This is a genomic window from Streptomyces sp. NPDC029122 (assembly GCF_055569445.1).
Genome location: NZ_JBVHWK010000001.1, coordinates 167487 through 185071 on the forward strand (window position 1 = coordinate 167487; position 17585 = coordinate 185071).

At 74.9% G+C, this 17585-nt stretch carries 12 protein-coding genes; 4 read left to right on the forward strand and 8 right to left on the reverse strand.

The window, feature by feature from the left end; genetic code table 11:
* The first annotated feature begins 261 nt into the window (after nt 1–261).
* A complete protein-coding gene (locus tag ACZ4WZ_RS00695) occupies nt 262–2337 on the forward strand; it encodes a SpoIIE family protein phosphatase (protein ID WP_467883742.1) in 2076 nt (691 codons plus the stop codon).
* 13 nt (nt 2338–2350) lie between these two features.
* Here the strand turns inward: ACZ4WZ_RS00695 and ACZ4WZ_RS00700 are convergent, their stop codons facing one another.
* The 3 genes from ACZ4WZ_RS00700 to ACZ4WZ_RS00710 form a co-directional block, all read right to left on the reverse strand.
* Nucleotides 2351–4408, reverse strand: a complete 2058-nt coding sequence (locus ACZ4WZ_RS00700) for a prolyl oligopeptidase family serine peptidase (RefSeq protein ID WP_467883743.1) — start codon at nt 4406–4408, stop codon at nt 2351–2353.
* Nucleotides 4409–4469: 61 nt separating this feature from the next.
* The gene (locus ACZ4WZ_RS00705) at nt 4470–5387 is read right to left on the reverse strand and encodes an aldo/keto reductase (protein WP_467883744.1); all 918 of its coding nucleotides are present in this window, start codon (nt 5385–5387) and stop codon (nt 4470–4472) included.
* 88 nt (nt 5388–5475) lie between these two features.
* On the reverse strand, nt 5476–5829 hold the full coding sequence (locus ACZ4WZ_RS00710) for a PRC-barrel domain-containing protein (RefSeq protein WP_467883745.1): 354 nt from the start codon (nt 5827–5829) through the stop codon (nt 5476–5478).
* Between the two features lie 116 nt (nt 5830–5945).
* Between ACZ4WZ_RS00710 and ACZ4WZ_RS00715 the strand changes: the two genes are divergently transcribed.
* Together ACZ4WZ_RS00715 and ACZ4WZ_RS00720 are read left to right on the forward strand one after the other, a co-directional pair.
* Entirely contained in the window at nt 5946–6584 is a 639-nt protein-coding gene (locus tag ACZ4WZ_RS00715; RefSeq protein WP_467883746.1) for a TetR/AcrR family transcriptional regulator, read from the forward strand.
* 38 nt (nt 6585–6622) lie between these two features.
* On the forward strand, nt 6623–7945 hold the full coding sequence (locus ACZ4WZ_RS00720) for an MFS transporter (RefSeq protein ID WP_467884189.1): 1323 nt from the start codon (nt 6623–6625) through the stop codon (nt 7943–7945).
* A gap of 47 nt (nt 7946–7992) precedes the next feature.
* On the opposite strand, the gene ACZ4WZ_RS00725 is transcribed toward ACZ4WZ_RS00720, so the two are convergent.
* The 5 genes from ACZ4WZ_RS00725 to ACZ4WZ_RS00745 form a co-directional block, all read right to left on the reverse strand.
* On the reverse strand, nt 7993–11229 hold the full coding sequence (locus tag ACZ4WZ_RS00725) for a TIM-barrel domain-containing protein (RefSeq protein WP_467883747.1): 3237 nt from the start codon (nt 11227–11229) through the stop codon (nt 7993–7995).
* Between the two features lie 185 nt (nt 11230–11414).
* Entirely contained in the window at nt 11415–12191 is a 777-nt protein-coding gene (locus ACZ4WZ_RS00730; protein ID WP_467883748.1) for a class I SAM-dependent DNA methyltransferase, read from the reverse strand.
* A 121-nt stretch (nt 12192–12312) separates the two neighbouring features.
* Nucleotides 12313–13266: a transporter gene (locus ACZ4WZ_RS00735; protein WP_467883749.1), complete on the reverse strand. Its 954-nt coding sequence runs from the start codon at nt 13264–13266 to the stop codon at nt 12313–12315.
* Nucleotides 13263–14195: an ABC transporter ATP-binding protein gene (locus tag ACZ4WZ_RS00740; RefSeq protein ID WP_467883750.1), complete on the reverse strand. Its 933-nt coding sequence runs from the start codon at nt 14193–14195 to the stop codon at nt 13263–13265. The genes ACZ4WZ_RS00735 and ACZ4WZ_RS00740 overlap by 4 nt, the downstream gene beginning before the upstream one ends.
* Complete coding sequence (locus ACZ4WZ_RS00745; RefSeq protein WP_467883751.1) at nt 14192–14614, reverse strand: GntR family transcriptional regulator; 423 nt, start codon at nt 14612–14614, stop codon at nt 14192–14194. The genes ACZ4WZ_RS00740 and ACZ4WZ_RS00745 overlap by 4 nt, the downstream gene beginning before the upstream one ends.
* A gap of 215 nt (nt 14615–14829) precedes the next feature.
* Here ACZ4WZ_RS00745 and ACZ4WZ_RS00750 point away from each other — a divergent pair, with 215 nt between their 5' ends.
* Entirely contained in the window at nt 14830–17556 is a 2727-nt protein-coding gene (locus tag ACZ4WZ_RS00750; protein ID WP_467883752.1) for a D-alanyl-D-alanine carboxypeptidase, read from the forward strand.
* Nucleotides 17557–17585: the final 29 nt, after the last annotated feature.

Below are 17585 nucleotides of genomic sequence, written 5' to 3' on the forward strand. Positions count from 1 at the left end.
GCGCTGTTCTCCCTTTCCCCCCATCCCCTCCCCCCCCCCCCCCCCCCCTCCCCCCCCCCCCCCCCCCGCCCCCCCCCCCCACGACGCGGCCCCGCCCCGCCCGCACGACGGGGCCTCGCCACCCGCCTCCCGCACCGCTCACCCCCGGCCCGTCCGGGCTCCCCCGGCGGGGAGACCACCACCGATAGCCGCGACCGGGTCGCCGGGACCGGGCCGGGGCATCAGCATGGTGGGGAGTCCGCCCGGGTGAGGAGGCCGGCAGTGGCCGATGCGCAGCCCGAACCGCCGGCCGGCGGCCCCGGAGCGGGATCTCCGGCGCCGGGCGGTCTGCTCGACGTGCTCGGCGTGGCCGCCGTGGTCCTGGACTCCGAGGGCCGGATCAGCCTGTGGAGCCCGCAGGCCGAAACGCTCTTCGGGTACCCGGCCGAGGAGGCGCTGGGCCAGTACGCCGCCGCGCTGCTGGTGGAGGAGCGGCACCGCGACGAGGTCCTGGAACTGTTCGCCCGGGTGATGTCGGGCAAGGGCGCGTGGGCGGGCTCCTTCCCCGTGCGCCACCGGGACGGCCACGGCGTGCTCGTCGAGTTCCGCAACATGCGCCTCCAGGCCTCCAACGGCAGGCTCTACGCGCTGGGACTGGCCTCCGAGCAGGCGACGCTGCGCCGCGTCGAACGGGACCTGGCCCTGTCGCTGCGCATGGTCGACCAGTCCCCCATCGGGCTGGCCGTCCTCGACCCCGCACTGCGGTACGTCCTGGTGAACCCGGCTCTGGAACGCATCAACGGGCTGCCCGCCGAACGGCACCTCGGGCAGCGGGTCTCCGACGTCCTGCCCTTCCTGGACGCGGAGGCAGTCGAGGCGCGGATGCGGGAGGTGATGGCGACCGGCGTACCGGTACTGGACCAGTTCACCACCGGCCGGATCTCCGAGGAGTCCGGCGAGCGGGCCTGGCTGGTGTCGGTCTACCGGCTGGAGGACCAGGCGGCCCGGGTGATCGGCGTGGCGGTGTCGGTGGTCGACGTGACCGAACAGCACCGGGCGGCCGTGTCCGCCGCGCACGCCCGCCGGCGCCTGGCCCTGATCGCGGACGCCTCGGTGCGCATCGGGACCACCCTCGACCTGGACATCACCGCCCGGGAGCTGGCCGACGTCGCCGTCCCGGAGATCGCCGACATCGCCGCCGTGGACGTCCTCGACACCATCCTGACGGGCCCCCGGCCCGGCGAGGCCGCCGACGGCGACGACCGGGGCGTACGGTTCCGCGCGCTCGCGGTGAAGGCGGCCTACCGCACCCCCGCGGAGGCGGCGGCCGACCCCGTCGGCGACGTGGCGTCGTACCGCCCCGAGCGGCTGGTGGCCCGCTGCGCCCGCACCGCCAGGCCCGAGCTCCTGCCGCACGTCCGGCCCGAGGACCTGCCGCGCATCGCCCGCGACGAGGACGCGGCCCGGCTGCTGGCCGAGGCGGGGGTGCACTCGTACCTGGCCGTGCCGCTGATCGCACGCGGCCAGGTCCTCGGGACCCTCGACCTCAAGCGGGCCCGCAACCCCGTGCCGTTCGGTCCCGACGACGTGCTGCTCGCCTCGGAGCTCGCCGCCCACGCGGCCGTGTCCATCGACAACGCCCGCTGGTACCAGCGCCAGCGCCACGCCGCCCTCGCCCTCCAGCGGCACCTGCTGCCCCAGCACCCGCCGGCCGCCCCCGGGCTGGACATCGCCTACCGGTACCAGCCCGCCGGGGCGGCCGACGAGACCGGCGGCGACTGGTTCGACGTCATCCCGCTCACCGGGGACCGGACCGCGCTGGTCGTCGGCGACGTGATGGGCAGCGGCATCAACGCGGCGGCGACCATGGGCCAGCTGCGCGCCACCGCCCGCGCCCTGGGCCGCCTCGGCCTCGACCCGGCCACGGTCCTGACCCACCTCGACGCCGCGACCGGCGACCTCGGCGACGCCATGGCCACCTGTGTCTACGCCGTCTACGACCCGCACAGCCGGCTCTGCCACATCTCCACCGCCGGCCACCTGCCGCCCGTCCACCTGCGCAGCGGCCGCCCTCCCCGGCTGCTGCGGCTGCCGACGGCGGTGCCCCTGGGCGTGGGCGGCGTGCCCTTCGGCAACACGGCCGTGGCGCTCGGGGAGGGCGACGAGCTGGTGCTCTACACCGACGGGCTGGTCGAGACCCGCGACCAGGACATCGACGCCCGCCTGCTGACCCTGACCGACCTCCTGGCCGGCCCCCACCGCCCGCTCGAGGAGACCTGCGACCTGCTGCTCTCGGCGCTGCGCCGGCCCGACACGCACGACGACGTCGCCCTCCTGATCGCCCGCGCCCTCGCATGAGAGCGCCGGACCGTCACCTCGGCGGGGTGAGGCGCTCCCAGAGGAAGGTGGCGACGAGGGCCTCGTTGAAGGCCGTCTGCTGGTGGTCGGTGGCGCCGGAGTGACCGCCGCCGATGTGCTCGTGGAAGAGGACGGGGTGGCCCAGTTCGCGCAGCCGGGCCGCGGCCTTGCGGGCATGGCCGGGGTGGACGCGATCGTCCCGGGTGGAGGTGAGCAGGAGCAGGGGCGGGTACGGGGGGCCGTCGGCCCGGATCCGGTGGTAGGGGGAGATCCGCTCCAGGTGGGGCCGGTCGGCGGGGTCGTCGGGGTTGCCGTACTCGGCGGTCCAGCTGGCTCCGGCGAGGAGCTTGTGGAAGCGGAGCATGTCCAGCAGCGGTACGTGGGCGACGACGGCGCCGAAGAGCCCGGGGTCGCGGGTGAGCATCGCGCCCATCAGGAGGCCGCCGTTGCTGCCGCCCTCGATGCCGAGCTGGGCGGGGGTGGTGATGCCGCGCGCGGTGAGGTCCCGGGCGACGGCGGCGAAGTCCTCGAAGGCCCGGACGCGGTGGGCGCCGAGGGCGGCCTGGTGCCAGGCGGGCCCGTACTCGCGGCCGCCGCGGATGCCGGCGACGACGTACGTGCCCCCGCGCGCGAGCCAGACCCGGCCGGTGACCGCGCTGTAGTGCGGGACCATCGAGATCTCGAAGCCGCCGTAGCCGTAGAGCAGGGTGGGGCCCGGGCCGGGCCGGTCCTCGGGGCCGATGACGAAGTACGGGACCCGGGTGCCGTCGGGGGAGGTGGCGAAGTACTGGCTGACCCGCAGCCCGGAGGTGTCGAAGAGGGCGGGCGCCCGCTTGAGGGCCTCCGCTCCCGCGGTTCCGGCCTCGCCGCGGAAGAGGGTGGAGGGCTGGAGGAAGCCGGTGACGTCGAGGAAGTACTCGTCGCTCTCGTCCGGGTCGGTGCACACCACCGAGGCCGTGGACAGCGGCGGTACGGCGTCCAGCGGAGCGCGGCTCCAGCCGTCCGGGCCGGGGGTGAGCAGTTCCAGGCGGGAGGAGACGTCGGCCCGGGTGCGCAGCAGGAGGTGGTAGCGGGTCCAGCTGTAGCCGGCGAGGGCGGTGCGCTCGTCCGGGGTGAACAGGACCGCGGCCTCCCGCCCGCCGGCCCGGAAGTCGTCGAAGCCGAAGGCGAGCAGGCTGCCGGCGGGGTGGCCGAGCCACGGGGAGCGCGGCTGGACGACCAGCCACTGGCGGTGGACCCCGGCGACGGCGTCGTCCGGTACGTCGATCTTCTCGGGCGGCCCGGCGGGGTCCTCGGGGAGCAGGAAGAGCTCCCCGTTCCAGAAGTCGATCTGCCGGGACAGGAAGTCCCGTTCGAAGCCGGGGGTGTCGTCGTGCCAGCCGGTGGCGGACAGGTCGTCGGGGCGGCCCTCGTAGACCTTCTCGGCTTGCGCGAGGGGGGTGCCCCGGCGCCAGCGGCGGACCTGGAGGGGGTAGCCGGAGGGGGACATGGAGCCGGGGCCGAAGTCGGTGCCGATCCAGATGTGGTCGGCGTCGATCCAGTCCACCCGGGTCTTGGCCTCCTCGACGGTGAAGCCGTCCTGGACGAACTCCAGTGTCCGCAGGTCGAATTCGCGTACCACGCAGGCGTCGGCGCCGTCGCGGGAGAGCATGACCAGGGCGTGGTGGTGGTCGGGGCCCAGCACGGCGCTGCCGGCCCAGGCCCACTTCTCCCCCTCGGTCCCGGCGAGCGCGTCGAGGTCCAGGAGGGTCTCCCAGGCCGGCTGCCCGGTGCGGTACTCCTCGAGGGTGGTGCGCCGCCAGACGCCGCGCAGCCGGGCGGCGTCCTGCCAGAAGTTGTAGAGGTGGCGGCCGCGCCGGACGACGTAGGGGATGCGCCCGTCGTCGTCGAGGACCTCGCGCACCTCGCGCTCCAGCTCCTTGAACGCGGGGCGGGTCGTCAGCGCGGCGACGGTTTCCGCGTTGCGCTCCCGGACCCAGGAGAGCGCTTCCTCGCCCTCCACGTCCTCCAGCCAGAGGTAGGGGTCCTGGTCGTGCGGGCTGCCGGAGCCGGCGGGGGTCTCTTCGCTCATCCGCCGATTGTGCCGGACTCGGCCGGGGCGGCGGGTGCGGCCCCGGCCGGGCGGCGGTCCGCTACGGCGCCGCCGTGCGGTGGAGGCCGTTCAGCAGGGCGAGGTCCTCCTCGGTGAGGCGCAGGGCGCCGGCGGCCACGTTCTCGGCGAGGTGGTCGGGGTTGCCGGTGCCGGGGATGGCCAGGACGTGGGGCCCCTGCCGGAGGGTCCAGGCGATGCGGACCTGGGCGGGGGTCGCACCGTGGGCGCGGGCGACGGACCGCAGTTCCTCGCTCTCGGTGCCGGCCGCGCCGGTCTGGCCGCCGGCGGCGGCTATCGCGTAGAAGGGCACGAAGGCGATGCCCTGCTCCCCGCAGGAGCGTACGAAGTCGTCGTACTCGGGGCGTACGCCGATGCCGTACATGTTCTGCACGCAGACGACGGGTGCGATGGCCCGCGCCTGGGCGAGCTGTTCGGGGGTGACGTTGGAGACGCCGAGGTGGCGGATGAGCCCGGCCTCGCGCAGTTCCGCGAGGGCTGCGAAGCGTTCGGCGAAGTGGGGCTGGGTGGGCAGGACGCGGAGGTTGACCACGTCGAGGTGGTCGCGGCCCAGCTGGCGCAGGTTCTCCTCGACCTGGCCGCGCAGCTGCCCGGGGCCGGCGTGGTCGGCCCACTCCCCCGAGGCGTCGCGGGCGGGGCCGACCTTGGTGGCGATGACGAGGTCGTCGGGGTAGGAGCCGCCGAAGGCGCTGTTGATCAGCTCGTTGGCGGAGCGGAGCGGGGAGAAGTAGAAGGCGGCGGTGTCGATGTGGTTCACGCCGAGTTCCACCGCGCGGCGCAGGACGGCGATCGCCCGGTCGCGGTCGCCGGAGACGGCATCGGCCTGGAGCGCCGGGCCGTTCTGCGGCAGGCGCATGGCGCCGAAGCCGACGCGGTTGACCTGGAGGTCGCCGAGGGTCCAGGAGCCCGAGGCCGAAGCGGTGATCGTGTCTGTGGTCATCCGGAGATGATCACCTGCGGGGTGGCCGTCCACCAGGGGTTTTCGCCGCGCGGGCCGGTGTGCCTTCGGCGGCCGTCCCGGCCCCTTCTCACATGTGCGGGTCGGAGTAGTGGGTCTCGATGAGCCGGACGAAGGCGGGCTCGTCCTCGTGCCGCCCGTTCTGCTCGTAGTCGGGCGAGTCCTTGACCTGGTCGCGGGTGCGGCTCAGGTGCACGGTCTTCTCCTCGGTGTCGACGCGGGAGACGACGCCGGCCGGGATGACGACCTTGCGGCCGAAGATCCAGGGGCCGGTGTCGACGACGAGGTAGGAGCGGCTCACGTCGTCCGTGTGCCGGTCGACCTTGCCGATCGGTCCGTCGGCCGCCTCGACCTTGTACCCGATGAGGTCGGTGCCGGGTGCGTGGCCCGATCCGCTCGCGTATCCCCAGATTCCGCTTCCCATGACGGCCTCCCGGTGTGCGATCGCCGCTGCCCCGCGCCTACCCGCCGGGGGCGGGGGTAACCGGCGGGCACAGGGAGCGAGTAGACACTGTCTACTCGCCGTGGTAGACACGGCCCATGGAATCGGACGCGCCGCTGCGTGAGCGGCTGATCGACGTCGGGGTGGAGCTGGTCACCAGCGAGGGGACCGGCTCGCTCGGGCTGCGGGAGATCGCCCGCCGCGCCGGGGTGTCCCACGGGGCGCCCCGGCGGTACTTCCCCACGCACCAGTCACTGCTGTCGGCCATCGCCGGGCGCGGGTTCGCCGATCTCGGCGCCCGGTTCGCCGCGGCCGGCGCCGGGGAACCCGCACCCCAAGAGCACGTACGGGCACTGGGGCGGGTCTACGTGGGCTTCGCGCTGGAGCGGCGCGGGATGTTCGAGCTGATGTTCCGGCACGACCTGCTGGACAGCACCGGCCAGGAGCCCTCCGGCGCCCCGGGGCTGCGGGAGCGGACCCTGCCCCTGTTCGCGCTGCTGACCGGGCTGGTCGCCGGGTGCGGGGCGGAGCGGCCCGAGGTGACGGCGGCCGCCCTGTGGGCGGGACTGCACGGGGTGGCCCAGCTGTGGGCCTACGGCAGTCTGCCGCTGGTGCTGGGCGTCCACCCGGCCGGGGCGGACGCGGCCCGGGCCGACGCGGCCGCGGACGGCCGCCCGCTCCTGGACGCGGTGGTGGACGCCGTGGTCGACGCGCACCTCGGGGCGGAGGGGGCGTGAGGGCCCGGCTGGCGCTCCTGGTCAGCGTGGCGGGGGCGATGCTCGTCGCCCTCGACGGCACGGTGCTCGTCGTGGTGCAGCCGGCCCTGCGCCGGGATCTCGGGGCGGGGGTGGCCGAGGTGCAGTGGACGAGCACCGCCTACCTGCTCGCCGTCGCCGCCTTCCTCGTCGTCGCCGGGCGCCTCGGGGACCGCTACGGGCACTCCCGGCTGCTGCTGACGGGCGTGCTCGGCTTCGCCGCCGCCTCGGCGGGGATCGCCCTGGCGCCCGGCGTCGGCTGGGTGATCGCGCTGCGCGCCGTGCAGGGGGTGTTCGGGGCGCTGCTGCAGCCCGCGACGCTGGCCTTGCTGCGGCTGGCGTACCCGCCGGAGCGGCTGGGCCGGGCGGTCGCGGTGCGGACCGGCGCGATCGGGGTGGCCGCGGCGGCGGGGCCGTTGCTGGGCGGGGTGCTGGTCGCGCTGCTGGGCTGGCGGGCGGTGTTCCTGCTCAACGTGCCGGCCGCGCTGCTGATCGCCGCCCTCGCCCTCGCCGTACGGGTGCCCGCGCCGGAGCGGCGGGAGCCGGGGCGGCTGGGCCCCGCCGCTCCGGTGCTGCTCGCGGCCACCCTGGCGGTGGCGGTGCACGCCCTGGCCGGTGTGCCGGAGCACGGGTGGACGGGCGGGCCGACGCTGCTGGGCCTCGGGGCGGCCGCGGTGCTCGGGGCGCTGTTCGTGCGGGGTGAGCGGCGCGCGGAACTGCCGCTGGTCCCCGCCGCGGTGGCGCGGTCGCGGCCGGTGGCGGCTTCGATGGCGCTGCTGCTGACGGTGTCGGCCGGCATGTTCGGGGCGCTGTTCACGGCGACGTTCCTGCTCCAGGACGTACGGGGCCTCAGCCCCTTGGCCACCGGGGTGCGGGTGCTGCCCCTGACGGCTCTGATGGTGGCCGGGGCGCCGGTCGCGGGGGCCGCGCTGCGCCGGTACGGGGCGCGGCGGACGGCGGTCGCGGGAACGCTGCTGACGGTGCTGGGCACGGCGGGGCTGGACGCGGGCGGCGGGGTGGCCTTCGGGGTGCTGGGGGCCGGGTTCGCGGCGGTGATGGTCACCGCCACCGGGACGGTGGTCGGCGACGCCCCCGCCGGGTACGCGGGCGTGGTGGGCGGGCTCAAGCAGACGGCGATGAACGTGGGCCCGAGTCTGGGGATCGCGGTCGCTGCGGGCGCCGGGGCCGGTGCCTCGGGGGCCGGTACGGCGGGCGGGCCGCTGACGGCCCTCGCGGCGCTGGCCGGCCTGGGCCTGGTGGCGGCCTGGCTGCTGCCGGGGCGGGCCCGCCCCCTGGCGGAGGCGGGCGCGGCCGCGGCGCAGGCGGTAGGCGGTAGGCGGTAGGCGGGTCCGGCCCGGCGTGGGGGGCCGGGCCGGACCCCGGTGGGGGGTCAGGGGGTGAAGGTCCAGCGCTGGGCGGCGCTGCCGGTGCAGGGGGCCCGGGTGAGGCCGGTGCCGTCGGCGGTGCCGGAGCCGGCCGGGGTGAGGCACTGGCCGGCGCTGCGCAGGCTGCCGTCCGGGCCGGGCTGCCAGGTCTGTGCGGGGCCGGCCGCGCAGGTGCGTACGGTGATCCGCGCGGGGTCCGCGGCGTCGAGGCAGACTCCGTTCAGGCCGGTGAGGCGGCCGTCGTCGTGGAGGGTCCAGCGCTGGTTGGGGCCGCCGTGGCAGGAGTAGAGGGTGGGCGCGGTGCCCGGAGTGGTGGCGCCGTGCGGCAGGTCCAGGCAGCGCGCGGAGGCCGCGTTGACGAGGGTGGCGTCGGCGGGGAGCGGTGCGGGGCGGCCGGTGAGGGTGAGCTCGGCGGCGCTGGTCCAGGGGCCGCGGCCGCCCGCCTCGGTCAGGGCCCGCAGTCTCAGGTAGCGGCCGGTCCTGGGGGCCAGGGTGACGGATGTGGCCGTCGGGGTGTCGGCGAAGGTTCCCGTGGCGACCGGGGTGCCCCAGTCGGTGGTGGTGTCGGACACGTAGACCTCGTAGTCGCCGATCCGGCCGTTGACGCCGCCGTCCTGGCGGGGCAGGTAGCCGAGGCCGTCGACGCCGTAGCGGGCGCCCAGGTCGATGCTGATCTCGTGGGGCAGGGCCGCCGCCTTGCCGGTGGACCAGGCGGTGTGCCACAGGGTGGCGGGGTCCCCGTCGAAGGCGTTGACGGCGGCGCCGTTCTCGGCGGCGGTCTCCTGGCTGTCGGCGGAGACCAGCTTCCAGGCGTTCCGCGGGACGGGCGGGGAGGTGACGGGGACCGGGTCGGCCGCCGGGACGGAGGTGCCGGTCGCGGTGACGCCGAACGCGCCCTGCTTCGTACCGGTCTTGACCCACAGGACGCCGGCGCGGTCGGCCGGGTCGAAGAACCATCCGGTGGCGGCCGCGTCGTACGCGCCCTTGTCGGCGAGGCGGGGCAGCGCCGCGCCGTCCACCGTGAGGGCGGTGGGGGCGGAGGCCACGTGGAGGGTGAGTTCGTAGCCGCGGGCCGCCCGCTGTCCGGCGTAGCTGCCGGTGGGGGCGCCCACGGAGACGGTCACCGTGCCGGAGCCGGCCGCCGGTGCGCTGACGTCCACGCGCTGGCGGGCGAAGGCGCCGCTCTGGTGGGCGCGGGTGCGGCCGTCGTCCTCGTACAGGCTGAAGGAGGAGGTCCCGCGCGGGTGGATGTCGTAGGTGAGGGTGTCGACGGGCTTCTCGCCGGTGTAGTTCATCTGCGGCCACATCGGCACGATCGCCCCGCCCTTGACGAACAGCGGCAGGGTGTCGAGGGGTGCCCGGTAGCCGTTCAGCCAGCCCGGGCCGGCGTACGTCTTCCCGGTCCAGTAGTCCGTCCAGGTCCCGGCGGGCAGGTAGATGCCGTCGCGGACGGAGGTGTCGGAGACGACCGGCGCGACGAGGAAGGAGTCCCCGGCCATGAACTGGCCGCTGGTGAGGTTCCCCCGGGCCACCGGGTCGTCGGGGTACTCCAGGACCATCGCGCGGGTGCTCGGGACGCCGCTCTCGTGGGCGGTGCGGCTCATCGTGTACAGGTAGGGCATCAGCCGCATCTTCAGCTGGAGGTACTTGCGGTTGATGGAGAGGTAGGGCTCGGCGAAGCGCCAGGGCTGCTTGTCCTGGTAGCCGGCCGACGGGTTGGTGGCGCCCCAGCCGGACATCGTCATGAAGGCGGGGGTGAAGGCCTTCCACTGGAGGTCGCGGGCGTACGTCTTGGGGCTGCCGCCGAAGATGCCGTCGACGTCGCCGGCGGCGTAGTTCAGGGCGGACAGGCCCGCGCCGGTGATGGCGGGGACGTGCCAGCGCATGTCGTCCCAGGTGCCGTAGGTGTCCCCGGTCCAGACGACGGCGTTGCGCTGGGTGCCGGCCCAGCCGTCGACGGTCCAGACGAAGCGGCGGGCGTCGGAATTCTTCTCGATGCCGTCGACGGCCTGCTGGACGCCCTGGAAGGCGTACTTGTAGCCGCTGCCGATCCAGGCCACGTCGGTCTTGACGCCCCGGCTGCCCGCGGTGCCCACCTCGTCGGCGATGGAGCCGAGACCGGTGGAGGTCCACAGGCCGGTCTGGAAGCCCTTGGCCTTCAGGGCGTCGACCGTGGACTTCAGGGGTGCGGTGTAGCCGCAGCCGTAGCCGTCGTTGGGCAGGAACCAGCCCGAGGGCATGTCGGCGGCGCGGGCGTCGGCGGCGTAGCCGGCCACGTCGGGGGTGGTCTGGTGGCGCGGGCGGTCGTGGTCGCCCTGGTAGTCGGGGTTGGAGGCGTTGAAGCAGTCGGCGTTGCCGAGTTCGAGGCCCCACATCGGTGCCATGAAGGGTTTGCCGCTGACGTCGGTGTAGGCGTCGAGGACGGATTTGAGGGAGTCGCCCGTGAAGTACCAGGCGTCGAAGCGGGTCTCCTCGTGGGTGAGGGTGGTGGGCGCGTTGAAGGCGTACGAGCCCGGGGCCCAGGTGTTGCGCATGACGCCGTAGGCGTTGGTGGACATGTAGAAGGGGGCCGGGCTGGCGTTGTCGTTCTCGCGCCACTTGTTGTCGACGGCGACCGGCACCGTCTTGCCGCGCAGGGCCCATTCGCCGAGGCGCAGGCCGGTGCCGTAGAACTGCTCGTCGGCGCCGCGCGCCAGGTACTGGGTGGTCCTGCCGCCGCCCCAGCTGGTGGGCTGGGTCTCCTGCCAGACGGGGGTGGAGTCGTCGGCGCGGTAGACGGAGAACCGCAGGGGCGATTTGTTGACCCGGATGGAGAGGGCTCCCGTGGTGATCCGGAAGTAGCCGCCCGCGTCGGTGTACCGGGCGTTCACCGGGCCGAAGTCGGTGGTGGGGGCGAGGTCGGAGCCGGCCGGGTCGTTGGTGAAGGCCCCGTCGGGGGAGAGCCAGAGGCGGAAGATGTCGGCGCGGGCGACGACCACGCGGGCCTTGGCCCCGCTGGAGGTGCTCACGGTGAACGTGCCGCCCGACTGGGAGAGGCCGGTGACCGTCCCCGCCGTGGCGGCCGGGGCGGCGGCCGCCGCACGGGCGGTGGCCGGGCCGGCCGCGGCGAGGCCGGCGACCGCGAGCGCGGCGGCGAGCAGGGCCGCGAGGCGGGTCCGGTGGCGGCCCGGGCGGCCGGTGCGGTGGTGCCGGGGTGGGGGGTCGTGCCGGTCGCGCCTCAGGGACAGTCTCGTCGGACTCATGGGGCAGCTCCTCGTGCGGTCCGGATCGCGGACACACCGCCTTGGCATGCACCCGGCAAGATAGCGGACCCGGGCGGCCGATTTGAAGGAACGTGCTCGAAGTAGTCCGGTACCACGCACTTTTGCGCACGAAGAGGCCCGGGCGGGAAGCCTTCGAGCAGGCTTCGCCCCCGGGCCGGATGCCGTCAGGCGGCGGTGACGCGGATCTTGGACTGCCCGTGGCCGAGTTCCTCCCAGTCCTCCATGAAGCGCGCCTTCAGCCCGTGCCGGGCGGCGAGGTCGACGAGGGTCTCGGTGCGGTAGTAGAAGTCCTCGCGCAGCACGTGGTGTTCGGCGCCCTCGGTGCGGTCGAAGGTGAAGTCGAACCAGCCGCCGGGCGCCAGGACGCGCTCCACGTGCGCGAGGCACTCGTCGATGATCCCGATCGGCGAGTGGGAGAACACGCTGTGCGCGTGCACCACGTCGAAGTGCCGGTCGGGGAGGAAGTCCAGGGTGAGGTCCTGGGTGATCGTCAGGTGCGGGAGCTTGTGCTGGAGCCCCCGGTCGGTCAGCGTCCGCTTGGCCTCGATGAGGATGTCGGGCGAGATGTCGATGCCGTAGTAGTGGCCGGTCTCCAGGTGCTCGATGAAGCGCCAGCCGGCGCGCAGGTTGCCGCAGCCGATGTCGAGCATGCGGTGGCGCGGGGTGAGACCGTGCCGCACGAGGTAGTCGAACTGCATCTCGCCGAGGGCCAGCCAGCGGTCGTGGGTCTGGCTCCCGACGGCGGCCTCCGGGTTGCGGCCGGTGTCGGACGCCATGACGGCACGGTAGTAGGCCACGTGGTCGGGGTGCTTGAGGCGCAGCCACCGGTCGCGTGCGGCACGGCGTACGTACGGGGCGATGCGGGTCGGATGGCCCAGCGCGTAGCGGACCTTGTGGCCGAGGCCGGTGCGGTCGGCGGTGAGGTTCTTCTTGGTGGCCATGAGGGGTCCCCTTGGGGTGCGGACGGTAAGGGTGTGGCGGTCGGGCCGTGTGGGGTGCGGCCGCCCGGGCGGGGGGAGGCCCGGCGGCCGGGAGACATGCGCCCGGGGCGGCCGGGAGCCGTCAGGCGGTGCGTCGGCGCAGGACGAGGAGGGTCAGGGCCACGAGCACGGCGGCCGCACCGAGGTACAGGGCGGTGTCGATCCACTGGAAGGTCCAGAAGTCGCCGCTGGGGTAGACCTTGTGGTAGCGGGCGACGAATCCGTGTTCGGCCATGCACGCCCGCAGTTCCTCGCCGGAGAGCTGGCAGACGCCGTCTATGGAGTGCTCGCGGCCGTCGGGCGTGAGGTACCCGAACCGCCCGGTGGACCAGGCACTGCCGACGGGCCGCTTCGGCGTCATACCGGGCGTTATCCGGGTCTCGGGGGCCGTCCAGGAGGTGCGGAAGTACGTCACGCACACCATCACCGTGAAGATCGCGGCCAGTGCCACGCCCGTGGCGGGCAGTACGCGGCGTACCAGCAGGCCCGCGAGCGTGCCGGCGGCGAGGCCGAACAGGGCGCAGGCCACCGGAGCCGGGCCGGTCGCGTTGTAGATCGGGGCGTCGTGCCAGTACGGGCCGTCGAGGGTGTTGGCGATGGGCAGCCACCACCAGGCGACGAGCCCCCCGATGACCACCGCCACCAGCACGGCGACCAGCGCCGCCAGGCCGAAGCGGGCCGCGAACCAGCGGCGCGGCCCCACGCCCTGCGTGAGGGCCAGCTTGAACGTGCCCGTCTCCAGCTCCCGGCCGATGAGCGGGGCGCCCCAGAACACGCCGATCAGCGCCGGCACCGCGAGGCCGAGGCCGCCGAGGGCACGGATGCCGGCGGAGTTCCAGTCCATGATCTGGAAGGTGACGGGGCTCTCACAGCCTCCGTTCCAGCCCGGACAGGGCTCCCACCCGGTGGCGGCGATCAGCTCCGCCATCTCGGAGCGCCAGTGGGCCACGCACGCCGCGCAGACCGCCAGCAGGGCGAGCACGGACAGGATCATCAGGCGTTGCTGGCGCCAGGCCAGCCACAGCACGCCCTTCATACGGCGGCCTCCTTCTCGGCGGCGCGGCCCGGGGCGCGCAGGTGGGCGAGCAACAGGGACTCCAGGGTGGGGGTTTCGGTGATCCAGCGGCCGTCCGCCGCGCCGTCCGGGTACGGAGGGGCGCCGGGCGGCGTACGGACGAGCGCGGTGACCTGACGGCCGCCGACGGCGGAGTGCACGACGCCGCCGCGGTCGAAGGAGCGCGGCAGCCCGTCGCCCTCCATGGGGTCGGCCCGGCCGGTGATCCACGTGTGCGCCGCGCAGAGCTCCTGGACGTCGCCGCAGAGCCGGGCTGCCCCGTCCTTGAGGAGCACGACGTGGTCGCAGACGTCCTCCAGCTCGGCCAGGACGTGCGAGGACATCACGATGGCGGTGCCGCGCTCGGCGGCCTCGGTCATGAGCAGGGCCATGACGTCGTGCCGGGCGACCGGGTCGAGGTCGGCGAGCGGCTCGTCCAGGAGCAGCAGGTCGGCGCGCTTGCCGAGTACGAGGGCCAGCGCGACCCGGGTCCGGTTGCCGCCGGACAGCGATCCGACCCGGGTCCCGCGGCGGATGCCGGAGCCGGTGAGCAACTGTTCGGCGGCGCCCTGGTCCCACTGGCCGGGGTTGAGCTCGCGGCCCAGGCGCAGGGTGTCGGCGACGGTGAAGCCGGCGTGCAGGGGCTTGTCCTGGGCCAGGAATCCGGTGCGCCGGCGGGCCCCGGCGGTGCCGGGGGTCTCGCCGAAGACGCGTATCTCTCCGCTGCCGGGGCGCAGCAGGCCGGCCGCGAGCTGGAGCAGGGTGCTCTTGCCGGCGCCGTTGGGGCCGACGAGGGCCGTGACGCCGCCCGCGGGCAGCTCGACGTCGCACGCGTGCAGGGCCCGGCGGCCGTCGAACTCCCGTCCGAGCCCGGTGGCCCGTAGTGCCGGCGCGTGGTGCGGATCGCTCACGCCGTTTCCTCTCTCGATCGCCCGGGCCGCCCGGGCCCGGAGGGGTTGAAGCTGTCGTCCACGGCGGCCGTGATGAGCGCCGTGATGTCCTCGCGGTCCAGCCCCGCCTCGCGGGCCTGGACCATCCAGGCGGCCAGGGCCAGGCGCAGCGGCGAATCGGCGGCCGCGCCGGGGTGCGAGAGGGAGCGGCGCACGAACGTGCCCGCGCCGGGGCGGGGTTCGACGAGCCCTTCGCGCTCGAGCTCCCGGTACGCCTTGAGGACGGTGTTCGGGTTGATGGCGGTGGCCGCCACCACCTCCCGGGCCGTCGGCAACCGGTCGCCCGGCTCCAGCACCCCCAGCCGCAGGGCCTGTTTGACCTGCGTGACGAGCTGCAGATAGGTGGCGACACCGCTGCGCCGGTCGATTCGGAACTCCATCCCACCCCCTTATTCCACTAACACGTTAGTGGAATAGTGCAGGTGTGGTGAGGGCTCGTCAAACCGGCGGAGTATGACCGAACCGTCACAGCCCGCCGAGGTGGGAACGCGGAGGCCGGGTCGGACATCTAGGTGATCGGCGGGCCGGTGACGGCCGCGCCGACGTGACGGCGAGTACCGGCGGAGCCGGGTGTGAACAGCAAGGTGGGGCGCGCATGAAGGCGGAAACGGTGGCGGGCGGCGGGACGGATGCCGGTGCCCTGGCCGGGCGGGAACGGGACGGCGACACCCTTGCCCTGGCCGGGCAGGAACCGGAGATGGACACCCCTGCCGAGGCCGGGCAGGAACCCGACATGGACACCCCTGCCCTGACCGGGCAGGAACCCGACATGGACACCCCTGCCCTGACCGGGCGAATAGCCGCCGGCACCGACGCCGACGCCCCCGCCGAGGCCGCGCGGGAACCGGACGGCGACGCCCCTGCCCCGGCCGGGCAGGAACCCGACAGCGACGCCCCTGCCCCGGCCGGGCAGACAGCCGCCAGGACCGACGCCGAACCGGAGACCGACGCCGTCCCCGGCCCGCAGACGGACACCAACACCACTGCCGGAACCGGACCGCATCCCGATGGCGATGCCCTCACCGGGCAGACAGCCGCCGGGACTAACGCCGAGCCGGAAACCGACACCGGAGCCGAAGCCGAGGGCGACGCCGAGCCGGCGGACGACACCCGACCCGCACAGCAGGGCGACCCCGACACCCCCAGCGGGAATGCGGACACCGAAGCCGAAGGCGACGCCGAGCCGGCGGACGACACCCGACCCGCACAGCAGGACGTCACCGATACCACCGCCGCCAGCGCGGACACCGACGACGAGGGCGACGCCGAGCCGGCGGAAGGCGCGCCGGATCAGGCCGGTTCCGGCCCGGAAGCCGACACCGACGCCGGCGCCACGGCCGGGAAGCGGCCGGGCGGCGCCGGCCCCGAGCCGGCGGACGACGCCACCGCCGAAGGCAAGGGCACCGCCGACGCGGCTGACGAGGCGTCGGCGCGGCGCGTGACGGACCGGCCGCGCCCCTCCTGGGCCAAGACCGAGTCCCCCGCTCGGGACCGGGCGGGCGAAGCCGCCGCACCCGCGCCCGAGGGGGCCGGCGACGAGGCGTCCCGGCCAGGAACGGCCCGCCCCCGCCCGTCCTGGGCGCTGGATGATGACCAGCCCGCGACCGCCCGGGCGGAGGCCGCCCCTCCCGGCAAGGGAGCCCCCGACCCCCGCACGCCCGCGCCCGGCGCGCGGGACCGGGCTCCGGGCACCGGACCGGGCACCGGCACGGCCGACGCGGCGCCGGCAGGGCCCGGGAAGGAGCGACCCCGGCCGGCGGAGGCCTGCGCTCCCGGCAAGGGAGCCCCGGACCCCCGCACGCCCGCGCCCGGCGACCCGGCGGAGGCCGGTTCCGTCTCCGGCGGGGTGCGGGCCGGTGCCCCCGAAGCCGCCGGGGACGACTCCCCCGCCCGTCGGACGCGGCCGCACGACCCGGAGCGGACCCGCGAGTTCGTCGCGCTCGAGGACCCCGCGGGCGCCCGGCCCGGGCCGCGGCCGGCTCCCCGGCCCGGGCTCGAGCCCGCCCGCCGGGCCCCGCTTCCGCCGCTGGAGCTGCTGGCCGAACTGACCAACACCGCTCCCCCGCCGGAGACGCCGCGCCGCACCCTCACGCGCCGCGTCAAGGTGTGGACGCCGGTCGTGCTGCTGCTCGGTGCGGCCGTAGCGGGTGCGCAGATGCTGCGCCCGCTCCCCGCCCCGCAGTTCGTGCCCGCCCAGACCTCGTACACCCTCGACGGTTCGACCCCCGTCCCCTGGCCGGCCAAGGGGCAGGCGGCCGTGCGCGTAGCGGGGTCCGGTGACATCGGCACGTTCGGCGAGCAGAAGCCGGTGCCGACCGCCAGCGTGGCGAAGGTGATGACGGCGTACGTGGTCCTCAAGGGGCATCCGCTGCGCAAGAACGACCCGGGTCCGAAGATCGAGGTCGACGCCAAGGCGGTGGCAGACGGCACCTCGGAGGACGAGTCCCGGATCGAGGGGCTCACCGCCGGGCAGAAGTTCAGCCAGCTGGACATGATCAAGATGCTGATGATTCCGTCCGGCAACAACGTGGCCCGGCTGCTGGCCCGCTGGGACACCGGCAGTGCCGACGAGGCCGCCTTCGTGGCGAAGATGAACGCGGCGGCCAGGGAACTCGGCATGAAGGACACCACGTACACGGATCCCAGCGGCCTGGACGCGGGCACCGTCAGCACCGCCGCCGACCAGCTGAAGCTCGCCGAGGCGGTGATGAAGGACGAGGCGTTCCGCGCGGTCGTGTCGATGCCCAGCGCCACCATCGACGGGCTGCCCAAGCCGATCAACAACAACAACGACAACCTGCTCCTCGCCCCCGGTCTGAGCATCAAGGGCATCAAGACCGGGTCGAGCACCCCCGCCGGCGGCACCCTGATGTGGGCCGCGTACAAGACGGTCGGCGGTGAGACCCCGCTGATCCTCGGCACGATGATGGACCAGCGCGTGGACGGCCCGGACCCCAACGCCGCGAACAGCCTGAAGCTGGTGAAGGAGAACAGCCGGAAGGTCATCGAGGCGGTCCGCACCGCGCTCGGCCCGGCCACCGTCATCCGCAAGGGGCAGCTGGTGGGCCACCTGTCCGACGGGCTGGGCGGTTCGACCCCGCTCGTGGCGGCGAAGGACCTCACCGTCATCGGCGTACCGGGTCAGCGGCTGCGGCTCGCCCTCGGGGCGGGCGCCGGGCCGCTGCCGCACGAGGCCGAGGCCGGGACCGAGGTCGGAGTGCTGACGGTGGGCGAGGGCAGCGGCGCGAAGAGCGTGCCGGTCGCGGTCGGGACGGACCTGGTGGGGCCCTCGTTCGGGGCCAGGGTCACCCGTCTGTCCTGAGGCGGATCGCGCCGTGGTTGCATGACCGG